The 16,702-nt window shown below is 74.7% G+C and carries 17 protein-coding genes; 11 read left to right on the forward strand and 6 right to left on the reverse strand.

The window, feature by feature from the left end:
* Positions 1–1,457 (reverse strand): hypothetical protein (locus tag VGI02_RS24360; RefSeq protein WP_331631765.1); only part of this gene is annotated, 1,457 nt, incomplete at its 3' end.
* A complete protein-coding gene (locus VGI02_RS24365; protein ID WP_331631768.1) occupies positions 1,454–2,932 on the reverse strand; it encodes a dynamin family protein in 1,479 nt (492 codons plus the stop codon). The genes VGI02_RS24365 and VGI02_RS24360, both read right to left, overlap by 4 nt.
* A gap of 214 nt (positions 2,933–3,146) precedes the next feature.
* Between VGI02_RS24365 and VGI02_RS24370 the strand changes: the two genes are divergently transcribed.
* Positions 3,147–3,575, forward strand: a complete 429-nt coding sequence (locus VGI02_RS24370) for a hypothetical protein (protein ID WP_331631770.1) — start codon at positions 3,147–3,149, stop codon at positions 3,573–3,575.
* Here the strand turns inward: VGI02_RS24370 and VGI02_RS24375 are convergent.
* Positions 3,548–4,450: an SDR family NAD(P)-dependent oxidoreductase gene (locus VGI02_RS24375; RefSeq protein ID WP_331631772.1), complete on the reverse strand. Its 903-nt coding sequence runs from the start codon at positions 4,448–4,450 to the stop codon at positions 3,548–3,550. The two genes, VGI02_RS24370 and VGI02_RS24375, sit on opposite strands and share 28 nt — an antisense overlap.
* Before the next feature lie 175 nt (positions 4,451–4,625).
* Here VGI02_RS24375 and trmB point away from each other — a divergent pair, with 175 nt between their 5' ends.
* The 7 genes from trmB to VGI02_RS24410 all read left to right on the forward strand — a co-directional run bounded on the left by trmB (position 4,626) and on the right by VGI02_RS24410 (position 10,788).
* Positions 4,626–5,384, forward strand: coding sequence for a tRNA (guanosine(46)-N7)-methyltransferase TrmB (gene trmB / locus VGI02_RS24380; protein WP_414638370.1), 759 nt, complete (start codon positions 4,626–4,628; stop codon positions 5,382–5,384).
* Between the two features lie 44 nt (positions 5,385–5,428).
* Positions 5,429–6,139 carry an NYN domain-containing protein gene (locus VGI02_RS24385; protein ID WP_331631774.1) on the forward strand — a complete coding sequence of 237 codons (711 nt, stop codon included), beginning with the start codon at positions 5,429–5,431 and terminating at the stop codon, positions 6,137–6,139.
* A gap of 86 nt (positions 6,140–6,225) precedes the next feature.
* Positions 6,226–6,942, forward strand: a complete 717-nt coding sequence (locus tag VGI02_RS24390) for a TetR/AcrR family transcriptional regulator (protein ID WP_331631777.1) — start codon at positions 6,226–6,228, stop codon at positions 6,940–6,942.
* A 45-nt stretch (positions 6,943–6,987) separates the two neighbouring features.
* On the forward strand, positions 6,988–7,155 hold the full coding sequence (locus VGI02_RS24395) for a hypothetical protein (protein ID WP_331631779.1): 168 nt from the start codon (positions 6,988–6,990) through the stop codon (positions 7,153–7,155).
* A 99-nt stretch (positions 7,156–7,254) separates the two neighbouring features.
* The gene (locus VGI02_RS24400) at positions 7,255–7,509 is read left to right on the forward strand and encodes a hypothetical protein (RefSeq protein ID WP_331631781.1); all 255 of its coding nucleotides are present in this window, start codon (positions 7,255–7,257) and stop codon (positions 7,507–7,509) included.
* Positions 7,510–7,523: 14 nt separating this feature from the next.
* Entirely contained in the window at positions 7,524–8,840 is a 1,317-nt protein-coding gene (locus VGI02_RS24405; protein WP_331631783.1) for an amidohydrolase family protein, read from the forward strand.
* A 58-nt stretch (positions 8,841–8,898) separates the two neighbouring features.
* Positions 8,899–10,788 (forward strand): propionyl-CoA synthetase, encoded by a 1,890-nt coding sequence (locus VGI02_RS24410; protein ID WP_331631785.1) that lies wholly within the window; start codon positions 8,899–8,901, stop codon positions 10,786–10,788.
* Between the two features lie 51 nt (positions 10,789–10,839).
* Here VGI02_RS24410 and VGI02_RS24415 read toward each other — a convergent pair whose 3' ends face one another.
* On the reverse strand, positions 10,840–11,661 hold the full coding sequence (locus VGI02_RS24415) for a transglycosylase SLT domain-containing protein (protein WP_331631787.1): 822 nt from the start codon (positions 11,659–11,661) through the stop codon (positions 10,840–10,842).
* A gap of 513 nt (positions 11,662–12,174) precedes the next feature.
* A complete protein-coding gene (locus tag VGI02_RS24420; RefSeq protein WP_331631789.1) occupies positions 12,175–13,128 on the reverse strand; it encodes an alpha/beta hydrolase in 954 nt (317 codons plus the stop codon).
* Positions 13,129–13,891: 763 nt separating this feature from the next.
* Here VGI02_RS24420 and VGI02_RS24425 point away from each other — a divergent pair.
* On the forward strand, positions 13,892–14,125 hold the full coding sequence (locus VGI02_RS24425; protein ID WP_331631791.1) for a hypothetical protein: 234 nt from the start codon (positions 13,892–13,894) through the stop codon (positions 14,123–14,125).
* Entirely contained in the window at positions 14,122–14,607 is a 486-nt protein-coding gene (locus VGI02_RS24430) for a hypothetical protein (protein ID WP_331631794.1), read from the forward strand. The genes VGI02_RS24425 and VGI02_RS24430 overlap by 4 nt, the downstream gene beginning before the upstream one ends.
* Positions 14,608–14,656: 49 nt before the next feature.
* Here the strand turns inward: VGI02_RS24430 and VGI02_RS24435 are convergent, their stop codons facing one another.
* Positions 14,657–15,253, reverse strand: a complete 597-nt coding sequence (locus VGI02_RS24435) for a TetR/AcrR family transcriptional regulator (RefSeq protein WP_331631796.1) — start codon at positions 15,251–15,253, stop codon at positions 14,657–14,659.
* A 146-nt stretch (positions 15,254–15,399) separates the two neighbouring features.
* Between VGI02_RS24435 and VGI02_RS24440 the strand changes: the two genes are divergently transcribed.
* On the forward strand, positions 15,400–16,695 hold the full coding sequence (locus tag VGI02_RS24440) for a cytochrome P450 (protein ID WP_331631799.1): 1,296 nt from the start codon (positions 15,400–15,402) through the stop codon (positions 16,693–16,695).
* Positions 16,696–16,702 lie beyond the last annotated feature (7 nt).

Here is a 16,702-nt window from a genome sequence, read left to right on the forward strand (position 1 = left end):
GCGCGGTCGAGCGCGAGCGTGATCTCCCGCTCGGCCACGATGAGGGCACCCACGAGCACCCGCTCCAGGTCGGCGCGGGCCTGCCCCAGGGCCTCCGCGAGCCACGCGCGGGCGTGCGCCCGGTCGGCCGCCCGTCGCCGGGAGCGGGCGAGCCAGCCCGCCGCGCCCAGCCCGATCCCCACCGAGACCGGGACCAGCGCCGCGCCCACGACCGGCGCGACGGGCACCGCCAGCAACGGCAGCAGCGCCAGGCGGGACAGCCCCAGCCCGCCGGAGGCCCCCGCCACCACGAGGAGCCGGTCGGGCCGCCGCGGGCTCGGCACGGGCAGGTCCGGGCGCGCCTCCGGGGGCGGGATGCGCAGGCCGGCGAGCTCCGCGGGCGCCAGCAGGCTCGCGAGGGTGTCGACGACGAGCGCCCGCAGTCGCTCGCCCAGGTCCGCGACGACCGCGTCCGCCTCCCGCGCGACGTCCCGGGCGAGGGCCTCCGCGAGGTCGTCGAGATCGGTGCGCGGCGTGGCGTCGAGGCGCTCCCGGTGGTCGGCGGCGAGCGCGCGCAGGCGGCGGGCGAGGTCGTCGACCACGGCGATCCGGGCGGCGGCGAGCTCGGCCCGCCAGCGCACGTGGTGCTCGCGCCGCAGCGATACCCGCGCCGTCTCCAGCTCGGCGCGCGTGCGACGGAGGTCCTCGTCGGTCGAGGCGTCCGCGGCCCGCGCGCCCACGGTGCCGAGTGCCGTCACGTCGGCGCGCAGCGCGTTGGCCTCGTCGAGCATCCGGCGCCGCCGCGCGAGCAGGCCGTGCAGGTGGCGCTGCAGCGGGGCGGTCCCGGCCTGGCGCCGCAACGGTTCGCCCGCGGTGCCGGTCCCGCGGGCGCGGGCGGCCAGCGCCGGGGAGACCGGGAACCACGCCGCGTCCGCCCAGCGGGGTATCCGTTCGGCGACCAGCTCCCGGTCGGCGTCGAGCACGGTGCGCCAGCCCCGGTGCGCCTCGGTCCCGACCAGCGCGAACACCGCCGACTCGACACCGCCCGCCGCCGCCGCGAGCGCGTCGAGCTCGCCCGCGTCCACCGGTGCCCCCGCACCGGCGACCACGACCAGCAGCGAGGCGTCCGCACCCGGATCCCACCCGCCGTCGCGGGCGCGGGCGGGGATCGCGAGGTCCAGGTCCTCGAGCAGCGGGACGTCAACGACGATCCCGCTCGCGCCGGGGTCGCCGACGATCCGGGTCACGTCCGGCCCGACGGCGTCCGCCGGCAGGTCGAGCAGGGCCGCCGCGAGCGCCCGCCGTCCGCGCCCGGGGGCGCCGACCAGGGCGGCCACCGGGCGCCCGGGCGCCGGATCGACCAGCGGTGCGGGCAGGCCGGCCTCGGCCAGCACCCGCTCGACCTCCCGGCGCGCCGACGCCAGCTCGGTGGGCAGTGCCGCGAGCCCGGCCTGCGGATCGGTGGAGGAGGCGTTCACCCGGTGAGCTCCCCCCAGAGCCGCGCCCAGCCGCGGTGCACCGCGTCGGCGACGTCGGACCGTGCGGGCGGGCTCCCCCAGGCCGCGTAGGACCGCCACGCGGCGGCGCGCCGCGCGGCGTGCCCCGCGAGCTCCCCGGGCGCCGCGTCGGCGAGCCCGACGCGTCGCGCGAGGTCGGCCAGGTGCGCCCGGTCCGGCGCGGCGAGCCCGGCGCCCGCGAGGAGGTCGAGGTCGTCCACGAGCTCCCCGGGGAGCGCGACCGCCCCGCTGCGGGCACGGGCGCCGGCCGCGGCGAGCTCCAGTTCGAGATGCAGCGGCCGGGCGCGCAGGTCCTCGAGCAGGTCGGCGAGCCGGGCGAGGTCCCGGGTCCCCGTGGTCGACGCCCGGCCGGCGTGGCGGTCGGCGCGCACCGCGGCGCGCTCCCGATCGAGCAGCCCCGCCACCCGTCGCTCGCCCGCGGCCGCCGCGAGCAGGTCCGCGCGGTCGCGGACCCCGGTGCGCAGGCGCTCGACGACCCGGTCGAGCCCGGAGGCGCCGAGCAGGGCCGTCGCGATCTCTCCCACCCCGGCGTCCGGGCGCTCCCGCAGCACGCCCACCGCGAGCGTGATGCCCCGCCGGTCCAACAGCTCCAGCAGACGGGCCCGTGCCGGGGCGGGGACCGGCAGGTCGGCGCGCGCGAAGAGCTCCGGATCGGCGAGGGCGGCGTCCACCGCGGACGGGTCCGTCCCGGCGAGCGCGGCGAGCGCGTGCCGGTCCTCGGCGCGCAGGGCACCCGTCGTCGCGGTCTCGGCCAGCAGCCCGACCACGGGTGTCACCGGACCGAGCCGCCCGCCGAGCCGGTGCCCGAGTGTGGTCGCGACCGTGGTCGCGTCCTCGGTGGACCCGACCGTGTCGGCCCGGCCGAGGACCGCCACCACCCCGGCCGGTCCGTGGCGCGCGGCCTCGGCGAGCCGGTCCACCTCGTCCGCCCGGGCCGAGGAGGGCAGCACCACCAGCGCGGCCTCGGCGTCGTCGAGCGGAGTCGGACCGCGGCGGCGCGCCGAGCCCGCTCCCGGCGTGTCGACCACGGAGAGGCCGTCGAGCGCGTCGCTGGTCAGCATGACGAGCAGGTGGTCGACGTCGGCCGGGTCGACCCCCAGCCGGTCCCCGACGGCGGCGGGGACCCGCCCGCCGTCGGCCAGCGGCAGCGGGCGGCGGGTGCCGTCGGCGAGGACGACGTCGAGGCGGTCGACCGGCCCGCGCACGTACCGCGCGACGAGCCGGGTGCACTCCCCGGCGCCGGTGGGGGCGACCCGGCGCCCGACGAGCGCGTTGACCAGCGTCGACTTCCCCGAGGACACCGGCCCGGTGACCACGAGCGACGGCGTCCCCTCGGCGCGGGCCGCCACCGCGTCCAGCGCGTCGGCCGTCGGCAGCGCCACCGCGGGCGCGGCCGCCCGGCATGCCTGCGCCGTGTCCCGGGCCCACCGCCCCACCGCCACCTCCGTCGTCGCGTGCCCTCCCGTCGCCGCAGCGTAGGGAGCGCCGGGGACGCGCGGAGGCCGTTCGGACAGACCCGTCCGGACCTCATCCGTCGCGTCCGTCGCTGGTGTCACGCGCGTACCGGGTTTCGCCTGATCGCGCGGACGGGGATGCTGGTCCTCGGACCGGTGATGACAGGGGGTCCGACGACGGCAGAAAGGCACCACCGTGGCCACGAGTGCCGACACGGGCACCTACCTGCTCATCGTGGGGATCGCCGCTGTCCTGACGCTGATCGTCGGGCAGATCCTCATGCGCTCCGGAGTGGGCTTCCTCCGCGATGTCTTCGAGGACAACGACATCGCCATGTCGATCACCCGGCTGCTGGGGGTCGGTTTCCACCTGGTCGCGCTGGGTTTCCTGGCGCTGATCTCGACCTGGGACCCGGTCACCGTCCAGAACACCGCCCAGCTGGTCGTCACCAAGATCGGCGGGATCCTGTTCTTCCTCGGGATCCTCCACATGGGGACGCTGTTCGTCCTCACACGCGTGCGGAACAACAGCCGCGCCCAGCGGATGGCCGCGTCGCTGCGCAGCGGCGGGCGACGCCCGCCGCACGACTCCCGGGATCAGACGAAGGTCATCGAGTCCGGCTGAGCGTCGGGCGTCCCGGCCTGCGCCGGGACGTCCGGCCCGCCCAGCGTGGCCGCGACGGTCTCCTCGGTGCGCCGGCGCAGCTCGGCCCGGACGTGCTCGTCGGAGACCTGGGCGTGCAGCGCGGCGTCGTCGGGGTAGGAGCCGGAGAAGAAGCCTGCGGTGCGGTGGTCGAGCTCGGGATCGAGCGTGAGCCGGACCAGGGCGGTCACGCCCTGCTCGACGGTGCTCTCCGGGGGCACCTCCGCCTCCCGGATCATGGCGGTGTCCATGAGCGTCGCCGGGTGCAGGACGTGGACCGCGACGCCGGTGCCCCGGAGTCCCTCGGCGAGGTCGAAGGCGGACATCGTGGCGGCGAGCTTGGAGCGGCGGTAGGCGAGCGTGCCGTCCCAGTCGTGCTCGGTCTGCAGGTCGTCGAGGTCCAGGGCCGCCTGACCGATCGAGGTCACCGCGACGACGCGAGCGGGGGCGGACCGGCACAGCAACGGCGCGAGACGGCGCAGCAGGTGGTGCGGCGCGAGGTGGTTGACCGCCCAGCGCAGCTCGTGGCCGTCCGGGGAGACCTCGCGGTGCCCGGTGGGCGGTCCGAACCCGACACCGGCGTTGGAGACGACCAGGTTCAGCTCGTCGACCGAGGCGAGCACCTCGTCGGCCAGGCCGTCCACCTCCGCGAGGCGCGAGAGGTCGGCGCGCAGTGGCCGCAGGTCGCAGGCGCCGGTCCGTTCCCGGATGGCCGCGATCGTCGCCTCGATGCGCGCATCGTCGCGCCCGTGCACGAGCACCGTCGCGCCGAGCTGGGCGAGTCGCGTGGCCACTTCGCGGCCGACGCCGTCGGTGGCCCCGGTCACGAGAGCGGTCAGGGACTCGGGCGTGCGCACGAAGAGGACCTCCCGGCGGACATCGGTGTCAGGGTTCGACCGGAAGGGTGACCGGCGCGACCGGACCGCCATACCCCGATGTGAGACGTCTCCCCACGACCGGCCGGTGGCCGTGCCCGGACGACCGGGATGTGAGGATCGCGGGGTGGGTCAGGAGCACCCGAGGCCGGTCGGGGTGGAGGAGCGCGCGACGCATGCCCGCCGGGGCATCGTCAGCTTCGCCGACCGCGGTGGCCGCATGACCGCGGGCCAGCAGCGGGCCTGGGACCGGTCCTGGCCACGGCTCGGGGCGGACCTCGCCGATCTGACGCCGGACGGCCGCCGGGCCGACCTGCTCGACGACGACGGGCGCCTGGACCCGGCCGCCTGGTTCGGCCGCGAGGCGGATCTCCGTCTGGAGATCGGTTCCGGGATGGGGGAGACGACCGCCGCCCTCGCCGCGGCCGAGCCCGACGTCGACCACGTCGCCGTCGAGGTCTATCCGCCCGGGCTCGGCCAGCTCCTCATGCGCGCCGACGAGGCCGGCCTCGCGAACCTGCGGCTGCTGCGGGGCGACGCCGTCGTGGTCCTCAGCGACCGCATCGCCCCGGACCGCCTCGCCGGGCTGCGGGTCTTCTACCCGGACCCGTGGCCCAAACGCCGCCACCACAAGCGTCGTCTGGTCCAGCCCGAGACCGTCGCCCTCATGGCCTCGCGCCTGCGGCCCGGCGGCGTCCTGCACCTCGCCACGGACGTCGCCGACTACGCCGACTGGATGCTCGAGGTCACCGACGCCGAGCCGACGCTCGAGAACCCGCACGGCGGCTTCGCGCCCCGTCCCGCGTGGCGGCCACGGACCAAGTTCGAGAGCCGGGCCGAGGTCGACGGACGCCCCAGCCGGGACCTCCTGCTGGTGCGCACGGGTGGGTTCCCGACGTCGGGCACCGGCTCGTGATCGCGCGGCGGACGCGGCGACGGCGGGCGGTTAGAGTCGCCCCCGTGTCGCCCTCCCCCTTGCCGTCCCCGGCCGACCTCGCGCACGCCGTGAGCGTCCCGGGTGGGCTCGCAGGCGGGGCGCCGGACGTCGATCCCGGCCCCGTCGTCGAGCACGAGGGACCCGAGCGCACCCTGCTCGTCTGGGACGCGCCCAACATGGACATGAGCCTCGGGTCGCTGCTCGGCGCGCGCCCGACCTCGGCCTTCCGGCCGCGCTTCGACGCCGTCGGCCGGTGGCTGCTCGGGCTCGCCGGACCGGACGGGCTCGCCGAGGCGACGGTGTTCACCAACGTCGTCCCGGGGTCGACGGAGATCGTGCGCCCGTGGGTCGAGGCGCTGCGCAACGTCGGTTTCGCGGTCTTCGCCAAGCCCAAGTCCGCCGACGACTCCGACGTCGACGACGACATGCTCGCCCACATCGAGGCGCGGCACGCCGAGGGCGGGCTGGCCCACGTCGTCGTCGCCTCCGGGGACGGGCGCGCGTTCCGTGAGCCGCTCGAGGAGCTCGTCGAGCAGGGCGTCCGGGTCACCGTCATCGGGTTCCGGGAGTACGCCGCGTTCGCGGTGGCGTCCGAGGTCGTCACGTTCCTCGACCTCGAGGAGATCGACGGCGTGTTCCGCGAGCCGCTGCCGCGCGTCAGCCTCGACACCCTGCCCGCCGGTGGTGCCTGGCTCCAGCCGCTGCGTTCGCTGCGCTCGCTGCTCGACCGGTAGACGCGGGGCCCGGCCACCGTGGGGACGGACCCGGGCGAACGGCGTTCCAGCGACGAACGACGTTCCAGCCACGCTAGGGTGGCCGGGTGAACCCGCGAGAGCGACGCGCGGCGCGCCACCAGCCGCCGACCCCCGGGGGCGAGCCCGGCCCGCGCCGCCGCGCGGCCCCGATCACCGTCGACCAGGTCGTCGACGCGGCGCTGGACGTCATCGCCACCGAGGGCTACGAAGCGCTGACCATGCGCCGGCTCGCCGGCGCTCTCGACACCGGTCCCGCCTCGCTCTACGCGCACGTGGTGAACAAGGCCGACCTCGACGAGCTGCTCATCGGGCGACTGTGCGCCGAGCTCGTCCTCCCCGAGCCCGACCCCGCGACGTGGCGGGACCAGATCCGCGGCGTGTGCACCCGGATCCGCGACCAGTACCTGACCTACCCCGGTATCTCCCGCGCCGCGCTCGCGATGGCCCCCACCGACCTGGAGATCGCCCGCGTCAGCGAGGGAATGCTGGCGATCCTGCTGACCGGCGGCGTCGCCCCGCAGACCGCCGCCTGGGCCAACGACGCCCTCCTGCTCTACACCGCCGCCTACTGCCTCGAGACCTCGATCGTGCGCCAACGGGCCACGCACGACGACGACGCGTGGGTCCTCGACCGCGAGGAACTGCGGCGCCGGCTCACCGCGCTGCCCGCCGCGACCTTCCCCCACACGACCCGCCACGCCGACGAGCTCACCGCGGGCGAGGGCCACGACCGGTTCGACTTCACCCTCGGCCTGATGATCGACGGCCTCGCCCACCCCTGACCCGACGACGGTGTGGGGCGGCCGCCGCGCGAGCACACTGCGGGGGTGGACGCGCCGGAGCACTGGGGGACCTCCTCGGCGGAGCGCGCCCGGGCGACGCCCGCCGACGCGCTCGTACCCTCCCCGGCCACCCGCTGGACCCGCGGCACCACGGCCGCCGCCACTCCCGACCGGCTCTGGCGATGGCTCTGCCAGCTCACCGTCGCGCCGTAGGGCTACGACCTCCTCGACAACCGGGGCCGTCGCAGCCCGCACACGATCACGCCCGGCGCCGACGAGCTGGACGTCGGGCAGCGTCTGCTCGTCCTCTTCGTGCTCGACTCGTTCGTCAGCGGCGAGCACCTCACGCTGCGGCGTTCCCGACGTGGTCGGGGACGGGTGGCCGAGTTCGCGGTCACGTACGCGGTGCGCCCCGACGGTGAGGGACGCACCCGCCTCGTCGCCACCGTCGTCGTCGACGGCACCCCCGGCGCCGTCGCCTCCGCCGTCCGGTACGCCCTCGCGTGGGGCGACCTCGTGATGATGCGCCGCCAGCTGACCCGTCTCGCCGCCCTCGCGGCGCTCTGACCAGACTGGACTCCATGAGCGCCCGGCGACTCCACGCCCCGATCGTCCTGACCTGTGAGGAGAGCCTGCCCGTCCTGCGCGACGCGGTCGTGGACGTCGACGACGACGGCCGGATCACCTTCGTCGGGTCCCGGGCCGACGCCCCCGCCACGGACGCCCCGACGACGGCGCTGTCCGGCCTGCTCATGCCCGGGCTGGTCAACACGCACGCCCACACCCCGCTGGCCCTGCTGCGCGGGATGGGCGGCGACCTGCCACTCATGCGCTGGCTCACCGAGGTCGTCTGGCCCGCCGAGGCTCGCCTCGAGGCACCGGACGTGCGCGCCGGGATGCTCGCGGGCGGTCTCGAGATGCTGCGCCACGGGGTCACCACCTCCACCGAGATGTACTTCTGGGCCGACACCGTGGTCGACGCCGTCCTCGAGCTCGGCTCCCGGGTGGTGATGACGCCGGGGATCATCACGGCCCCGGGGATGGACCGGCTCGGCACCTGGGAGCAGATGCGTGACGGCATCTCGCGCTGGATCGACGCCGACGGGCTGCGCTTCGGGCCGGGCGAGCGCGTCGAGCTCGGGTACGGCGCGCACTCGGCCTACACGCTGACCCCGGAAGCGGTCGCGTCGACGGCCGCCGCCGCCCGCGAGCGCGACGCCCTGCTGCACATCCACGTCGCCGAGGCCGCGGGCGAGGACGACGAGGTCCGGGGGGTCTTCGGATCGGTGCCGGCGATGCTGGAGACCACGGGCAGCCTCGACGGCCGTGTGCTCGCCGCGCACGCCATCCAGCTCTCCGACTACGACCTCGAGATCTTCGCCCGCCACGACGTCGCCGTGGCCCACTGCCCCGGCTCGAACGCCAAGCTCGCGGCGGGCGTCGCGAAGGTCGCCGAGATGCTCACCGCCGGGCTGCGCGTGGGCCTGGGCACCGACTCGCCCGCCTCGAACGACGACCTCGACCTGTGGGAGGAGCAGCGGCTCGCGTCCCTGTTCGCGCGCCAGCGGGCAGCCGACGCCACGGCGCTGACCGCCGCCGACGTGCTCCACCTCGCGACGGCGGGCGGCGCCGAGGCCCTGGGTCGGGACGACCTGGGCCGGCTGCGGCCGGGTGCGTGGGGCGACGTCGTCCACATCGACCTCGACGACCCCGCCTTCGTCGACCCGGACGACGACGCCCAGCTCGTCTCCAACCTGGTGTGGTCGGCGGGCGCGCGGGCGGTCCGTGACGTCTGGGTGGCGGGCGATCCCGTGCTGGCCGACCGCGCCCCCACCCGGGTGGACCCGGGGGAGATCCTGGCCGCCGCCCGGACGTCGGGCCGCCGGATCAAAGGGTGATCACTGCGTCCGTCCGGGCGGGTGCGCTACGTCACCTGTCGTGGCAGCCTCGTCCACCATGAGCGGTGAGTACCAGCAGGCGTATCAGCGGAGCATGACCGACCCGGACGGGTTCTGGCGCGAGGCCGCCTCGCTCATCGACTGGTACACCGAGCCAGAGACGATCATGGACGACTCGGCACTGCCGTTCTCCCGCTGGTTCGCGGGCGGGGTGCTGAACACCTGCCACAACTGCCTCGACCGGCACGTCGATGCGGGGCGCGGCGACCAGGTGGCGCTCATCCACGACTCGCCGGTGACCGACGGCCGCCAGAAGTTCACCTACACCGAGCTGCGCGACCTCGTCGCCCGCTTCGCCGGGGTGCTGCGCTCGGTCGGTGTCGGCAAGGGCGACCGGGTGATCATCTACATGCCGATGGTCCCCGAGGCCGCGATCGCGATGCTGGCGTGCGCGCGGCTCGGCGCGATCCACAGCGTGGTGTTCGGCGGGTTCGCGGCCCGCGAGCTGGCGGTGCGCATCGACGACGCCAAGCCCTCCGCGATCGTCTCGGCATCCTGCGGTATCGAGGGCAAGCGGGTCATCGAGTACAAGCCGCTGCTCGACCGGGCCATCGATCTCGCCGAGCACGACCCCGGCCGCTCGATCGTCCTGCAGCGTCCGCAGGCCCGGGCCACGATGACCGACCGGGACCTCGACTGGGCCGAGGCGATGCGCACGGCCGAGCCGACCGAGTGCGTGCCGGTCGCCGCGACCGACCCGCTCTACGTGCTCTACACCTCGGGCACCACCGGCAAGCCCAAGGGCGTCCAGCGCGACAACGGCGGTCACGCCGTGGCGCTGCGGTGGTCGCTGCCCGCGATCTACGACGTCGGCCCGGGCGAGGTCATGTTCACCGCCTCCGACGTCGGCTGGGTCGTCGGACACTCCTACATCGTCTACGCGCCGCTGCTCACCGGGGCGACGACGGTGATGTACGAGGGCAAGCCCGTGGGCACCCCCGACGCCGGGGCCTTCTGGCGGGTGATCCAGGAGCACCGGGTGAAGGCGTTGTTCACGGCGCCGACCGCGTTCCGGGGCATCAAGAAGGAGGACCCCGACGCGACGCTGCTCGCCGACTACGACATCTCCTCGCTCCAGACGCTCTTCCTCGCCGGCGAGCGGCTCGACCCCGAGACCTGGCACTGGGCCTCCGAGAAGCTCGGCGTCCCGGTGGTCGACCACTGGTGGCAGACCGAGACCGGCTGGTCGATCGCGGCCAACCTGCGCGGGCTGGAGCCCCTCGAGCTCAAGGCGGGCTCGCCGTCGGTGCCGGTGCCCGGCTACCAGGTCGAGATCCTCGACGTCGACGGTTCGAAGCTCCCCGCGGGCGAGGAGGGCGCGATCGTCATCAAGCTCCCGATGCCGCCGGGCTGCCTGCAGACGCTGTGGGAGGACGACGAGCGGTTCCGCGAGTCATACATGTCGCGCTACGACGGCTACTACCTCACCGGCGACGGCGGCTACCTCGACGAGGACGGCTACGTGTTCGTCATGGGCCGTACCGACGACGTGATCAACGTGGCGGGCCACCGACTGTCGACGGGCTCGATGGAGGAGGTCCTCGCGGGCCACCCGGACGTCGCCGAGTGCGCGGTGATCGGCGTGGCGGACTCGCTCAAGGGCCAGGTCCCCCGCGGGCTCGTCGTGCTGAAGGCGGGCGTGACCCGCGGCGAGGCCGAGATCGGGCCGGAGCTGGTCGCGCTGGTCCGCGACGAGGTGGGCGCGGTGGCCTCGTTCAAGGACGTCGCCGTGGTCCCGGCCCTGCCCAAGACGCGCTCGGGGAAGGTGCTGCGCAAGACGATGCGCCAGATCGCGGACGGCCAGGACGCGATGGTGCCCTCGACGATCGACGACGCGACGGTCCTCGACACCCTGCGCCCGGTGCTCCAGAAGGGCCCGGGTGCCTGACGCGCTCTCCCCCGCGACGGGACGGGCGGTGGAGCCCGGCTGCGCTCTGGGCTAGGAGGCCCGGCCCAGCCCGTCGGTGGGGAGCTTCGCGCCGCCGTAGCCGACGTAGCTGCCGGAGGAGTTCGTGAGACCGCCGTCCATCACGGCGTCGAGCCCGTGGTTGGCGATCATGGTGCGGACCCCGGCGGTGATGTTCGCGACCGGGTCGAAGATGCCCTTGTCGGCGAGCGAGGGGAGCACGGCGTTGCGGAACGTCGTGTCGATCAGCTGCATGAGGCCCTTCGAGGGCGTGCCCGCGGAGGCGTTGGAGTCCCAGCCGTTGACGGCGTTCGCCTTGCCGGTCGACTCCCGCATGATGATCTTCTTGACTCCGGGGGCGAGCTTCTGCGGGAGGCCCATGAGACCGAGGGCCTGCGAGATCTGGCCGTTGAGGTCCTCGTCGTCGCCCGCCGAGTAGGGCCGGCCGAACTCCACGGGGCCGTTCTCACGGGCCATGGACATGGCCTTGCTGAGGTTCTTGACCCCGGAGTCGGAGGGCTTCGCGGCCGCCGCGAGGGCGTCCTTCGACATCGAGACCGTCGTGACGTCGCTGATCACCTGCGGCGCGGACGCTGCCGCGGCGGCCGGCCGGGCGGCGGCCTGCCCCGCACCGTGCTGCGCCGCGAGCGACATCTGCGCGGCGGAGAGCTGCGTCGTGGCGCCGGACTCGGCGTCCGCGCTGTGCGTGGTGTCGAGGGTCTGGACGGCGGGCACGACCGCGCCCGCCGCGACGGCCGCCACGAGGATCTTCCCCGAGGTGGCGGCCGAGAGCGAGCGGGGCGCCGGACGGGGCGGCGCGGGGCGGGGGTCGTAGACGCTGGCGCGCGAGGGCATCGGGCGAGCGGGCGCGGCTGCGGCGAATCCGGGCGTGTAGCCGAAGGCGGGGCGGGTAGCCCCGAATGAAGGCCCGTTCGTTGTGCCGTGTCGCGCCACGTTCTCGCCCGTCGCCGCAGGGGATCGAGTGACGAGGCCGCTGGGGAGCGTGACACCGGCGTGATGTCGTGACCTCGTCGTGATCTGGTCCGGTGAAACATAACGGGACCGTGACCGTCTCCGGCAGTGAGGGTTCGACTGCGGAGCGGAATCGGGTGCTCCGCAGGCGCAGTCGTCGGGATCCGGTGAGACCGGCCGGACGGAATCCACCGTCCACCGACCCGATCGGCCCCGAACGAGGGTCCGGCGCGCGCTGAGCGGTCGGGACGAGCGGCACCACGACGAGCCGTCGACCGTCGAGCGGCCGATCGGCAGGCGGACGACCTCCCGGCGACGAGAACCGGCTTTTCGTCGTGGTCGGCGCGTCCGGGTGTGCCGCGTGCCGCCGTTCGGACGAGCCACCTCAGCCTGGGCTCAGGTCGTCGACGCCCGCAGCTCAGTCGGCTGGTCCAGCAGCGCGGAGAGCGCGTCGAGCGCGCGATCCCCCTCGGCCCGGGCCGCGGCCGAGGCCGTCCCGAGGCCGAAGTACCCGTGGACGAGTCCCGCACCGTGCAGCACGTGCACGCGGACGTTCGCCGCCGTCAGCGCCGCCGCATGCGCCAGGCCCTCGTCGCGCAACGGGTCGAGCGCGGCGGTGGCAACGACCGCGGGTGCGAGCTCCTCCAGCTCGCCGAGGCGTGCGGCCTCCCCGAGGTTCACCGACGGATCGAGCCGTGCCTGCTCCTCGGGCACGTAGCGGTCCCAGAACCACCGCATGTCCGCGGCGGTGAGGAACGGCCCGTCGGCGTTCTCGGTCACGCTCGGGTGCGACATCGTCGGGTCGAGCCCGGGATAGAGGAGCAGTTGGGCGTCGAGGTGGGGGCCCCAGTCGCGGGCGAGCAGAGCGCATCCCGCCGCGATGCCTGCCCCGGCACTGTCCCCGCCCACGACGAGCCGCCCGGTGCGGCCCGATGCCCAGCGCAGCACGGCGTGCGCGTCCTGCAGCGGCGCGGGGTGGGGGTGCTCGGGCGCGAGGCGGTAGTCCGCGGACACCACGGTGGCCCCGAGGTGTCGGCAGACGCGGCGGGCCGCGGCGTCGGCGGTGTCGAGGTCGCCGAGCACCCAGCCGCCGCCGTGCAACCACACCACGGTGAGGTCGCGGGGCTCGGGCGGTGTGTAGACGCGCACCACGACGTCGGCGTCGGGACCCTCGACCACGTCGTCGTGGACCGAGGCGACAGGCTGGTCCCCCGCGCCGCGACGGATCAGCGCGAGGTCGCGGTAGTTGCGTCGGGCCTCGTCCACGTCCTCGCGGGTCAACGGGAGCCGGCCGTCGGCGGCGAGTCGGTCGATCGCGGTGGCGAGCTCGGGGTCCAGGGCGTTGCTCACCCCGGCGAGCCTGGCACGGGTGCCCTCGGCCCGCCCGGGACGGCTACTCCCCGCGACGCCCGGCGCGCGGGGCCTCGGCGGATGCCGCGAGGTTCGCCCTCCAGCCGGGGTGGTGTGAGCGGGGAGAGACCACGGTCTCGCTGTCCGTGACCGGTATGCACCCGGAGTTACCCGGTGGTCACCGTGTTGCTGCGCCGCTACTCTTTGCGGACTGGACAGACCGGTCGCTCGTGGCCTTCCGCCACCGGGCGATCGACGAGACTCGTCGCCCCGGACCCCGGCGGCAGCCCTGGACACAGGGCCCGCACCCAGGGGCTTGACATGGTGGCACCCGCGAGACCGACCACGGTCCGACCGACGGCGAGCACGCCGTCCGTCGCGCCCGGGTGTCCGCGCCACGCCCCGACACCCCTCGGCCGACGCCCCGGTGACCCTGTCCCGGGCGTCCTCCGAGTCCGCCCGCCCGGTCGCCCCGTGATGGCGGACCGGGCTTCCGGTGGCATCGCGTTCCGGCCGCGGCCGCGGTCCGTGGTGTCACCCAGGCCGTGCGCGACCGGGGGCATGGACGTCGCGCACGGCCTGCCCCCCGTGCGGTCCGGGGAGCGCGAATGATCACCGAGCGGGATCTGGCCCTCATCGGCCCGCCACCGCCGCGGCGGCGTGTCGCGCGCGTTGGCGGCCGGCCGGCCGAGAAGCCGGACCCCGGCCCGACCGATCCGAGAGCGCCCGCGCCCGGCCCGGGGACCACCGGCCGCGTCGACCGATGACCACCTCGGGCGGATCGTGCGTGTTCTGCGGAGCCGATCCGGCCGGGGACGTCGAACCGGTGTGCATCCGATGCGCCGGTGAGCGCGCCGAGAACAGCTACGTGTTCGCGCCGCCCCGGTTCGGCCTCGACACGTGCCACGGCACCAACCCGGCCCGGAACTGCACCGATCCCAGCCACGCCGCCGGGCTGCCCATCAACCACTGGAGCGCCCGGTGGCGGGCGGGGTGAGCGACCCCGACCTCGAGCCGGGGGTCACACCGGTCAGTCCGTGGGCGGCCGGGCTGTCCCAGCGTCGACGGCGCGCGCTGGGCGAGATCGCCGCGGAACTGGGTCCCGCCCACCGCAGCGCGGGCCCGCCCGCGGTGGCCCTGCGTGACTTCGGGCCCGGCTGTCTCTGTCTCGGGATCGCCGGTCCGGTCGACCGTCCCGCGGCCGAGCGCCTGCAAGCGATGCTCGGCCGGGTCCGCGTGCACGGCCGCCGCGAACTGCTCATCACCCTGACCGCGCTCGGGCCGTGGCACCCGCACCTGGCCCGTGTACTGGCCCACGCGCGGATCCAGCACCTCGTCGACGGGGCCAGCGTCGAGCTCCGCGACCTGCCGGAGGCCCTCGCCGCCGAGCTCGGGTCCGCGCGGCCGACCAGCTTCCGGGACGTGGACGGTCCTCCTGTCGACCCGCGGGCGGCCCCGCCCCGGGAGGGGATCGGGTGACGACCCGGGCCGGGGGCGCCCGGGGTCGCGGCCATCGGCGCGGGACCGGTCAGACGCCGGCCGCGGCGGGAGCGGGCGCGACGGTCGCGGCGAGATCGGCGATGTGGGCGGCGACCTTCTGGGGCGTGTGCAGCGGTAGCACGATGTGGCTGATCGTGAGCCGGGTGACGGTCTCCGAGGTCGCCGTGAGGGCCCGGGGATCGATGTCGGGGTGGTAGCCGCCGAGGGTGGCGCAGACGTGGTCGCGGGCCCGGGTGATCACCGGCCCGCCGTCGGTGGTGAGCAGCGGGAGGAACTCGTCGCTGCTGGTGCCGGTGAGGACGGCGGCGAGGAGAGGTTCGGTCGCGGCCGTCTCCAGCGCGAAGCGCACGGTGGCCTCCCACTGCTCGCGCAGCGCTGATTCCCCGGCGATGGCGGCGTCGATGCCCTCGAGGAAGCGGTCGAGCAGTCGCTCGATGAGCGCCTCGGCCACGCCGTGCTTGTCGCCGAAGGCGTTGTAGACGGTCTGGCGGCTGACCCCGGCGCGGTTGGCGACCGCGCGGACCTGCAGCCCGTCCCAGCCGTGGGCGATGACCTCCTCGGCCGCGATGTCGAGCACGGCGTCACGCATCAACTGTCGCGCGGAGTCCCGAAAGCGGTTCGCCATGCCGCGATGGTAGGCACCAGAGCCACATCAGTCGACTTCATGGACACAAATACCCAATGTGTTTGACAACTTGCTCGTGAGTGTCCATCCTCGGTGTCGTCGCCGTCACGTCCGCCGCCCTGACGGCCCGCACGAGGAGGCCAGCGATGTCCGAACACGTGACCAGCACCGCCAGCGGAAACCCCGACCGACCCCGCGACCACGAGGACATCTCGTCGCGGGCGTTCTGGGCGTCCACCGCCGACGAGCGGGAGAAGACCTTCGCCCGGCTGCGCGAGCGGGGCACGATCACGTGGCACGCGCCCTTCGAGGACTCGCTGCTCGACGACCCGGAGGACTTCGGGTTCTGGGCGGTGACGACCTACGACGACCTGGTCGAGGTCACCAGGCGTCCCGACGACTTCCTCTCCGGGCCGGGCATCCTGATGGAGAGCCTGCCGCCCGAGCTCGTCGAGTCCGCGCAGTCGATCATCGCGATGGACCCGCCCCGGCACACGAAGATGCGCAAGCTGGTCGCCGCGGCGTTCACCCCCAAGCAGATGCGCCGTATCAACGACCGCATCGAGGCCAACGCCCGCAAGGTCGTCGACAACCTCGTCGAGAAGGCGAGCGCCGGTGAGGGCACCACCGAGTTCGTCGCCGAGTGCGCCGAGCTGCTGCCGATGCACAACATCAACGACATGATGGGCGTCCCCGACGGCGACCGGCAGGAAGCCAACCGCGAGATGAAGGTCCTCGTGGGCTGGAACGACCCGGAGCTGGTCGGGCACTCGCAGGAGGAGCGCGTGGGCCGGATGTTCCAGGCCATCGTGTCGACCCACCAGCTGTGCCTGCGCCTCGCCGACGAGCGCCGCCGCGAACCGCAGGAGGACCTGATCACCGCGCTGGTGCAGGCGGAGGTCGACGGCGAGCAGCTCGCCGACGAGGACATCGCCGCGTTCTTCTGCCTGCTCACGATCGCGGGCACCGACACCACCCGGCAGTCCACCAGCCACGGCCTGCGCGCCCTGACCGACCATCCCGACCAGCGCCAGTGGCTGCTCGACGATCTCGAGAACCGCATCCAGCCTGCGGTCGAGGAGTTCGTGCGCTGGACGACCCCGATCATGACCTTCCGCCGCACCGCGTCGCACGACCTGGAGTTCCGCGGCCAGCAGATCACCCAGGGCGACAAGGTCGTCATGGTCTACAGCTCGGCCAACCGCGACGAGTCCCGGATCGACCGGGCCCACGAGCTCGACCTGTCGCGCAGCCCGAACCCGCACATCAGCTTCGGGGGCGGCGGCATCCACCACTGCCTGGGCAACCAGCTCGCCCGCTTCCAGCTGCGCGCGCTGTTCACCGAGCTGCTCACCCGCGCCCCGCAGATCACCGCGGGAGAGCCCGAGCTCATGCCCGGCAACTTCTTCCACGTCGTCAAGCGCATGCCCGCATACCTCTAGGGAGGAG

The sequence above is a fragment of the Actinomycetospora sp. genome (assembly GCF_036497245.1).
Taxonomy (GTDB): domain Bacteria; phylum Actinomycetota; class Actinomycetes; order Mycobacteriales; family Pseudonocardiaceae; genus Actinomycetospora.

Bases quoted from the DNA above. Each gene is read 5' to 3' on its own strand.
- VGI02_RS24405 (WP_331631783.1), top strand. From the start codon at position 7,524: ATGAGCGCCCGGCGACTCCACGCCCCGATCGTCCTGACCTGTGAGGAG.
- VGI02_RS24410 (WP_331631785.1), top strand. From the start codon at position 8,899: ATGAGCGGTGAGTACCAGCAGGCGTATCAGCGGAGCATGACCGACCCG.
- VGI02_RS24415 (WP_331631787.1), bottom strand. From the start codon at position 11,661: ATGCCCTCGCGCGCCAGCGTCTACGACCCCCGCCCCGCGCCGCCCCGT.
- VGI02_RS24425 (WP_331631791.1), top strand. From the start codon at position 13,892: ATGACCACCTCGGGCGGATCGTGCGTGTTCTGCGGAGCCGATCCGGCC.
- VGI02_RS24435 (WP_331631796.1), bottom strand. From the start codon at position 15,253: ATGGCGAACCGCTTTCGGGACTCCGCGCGACAGTTGATGCGTGACGCC.
- VGI02_RS24440 (WP_331631799.1), top strand. From the start codon at position 15,400: ATGTCCGAACACGTGACCAGCACCGCCAGCGGAAACCCCGACCGACCC.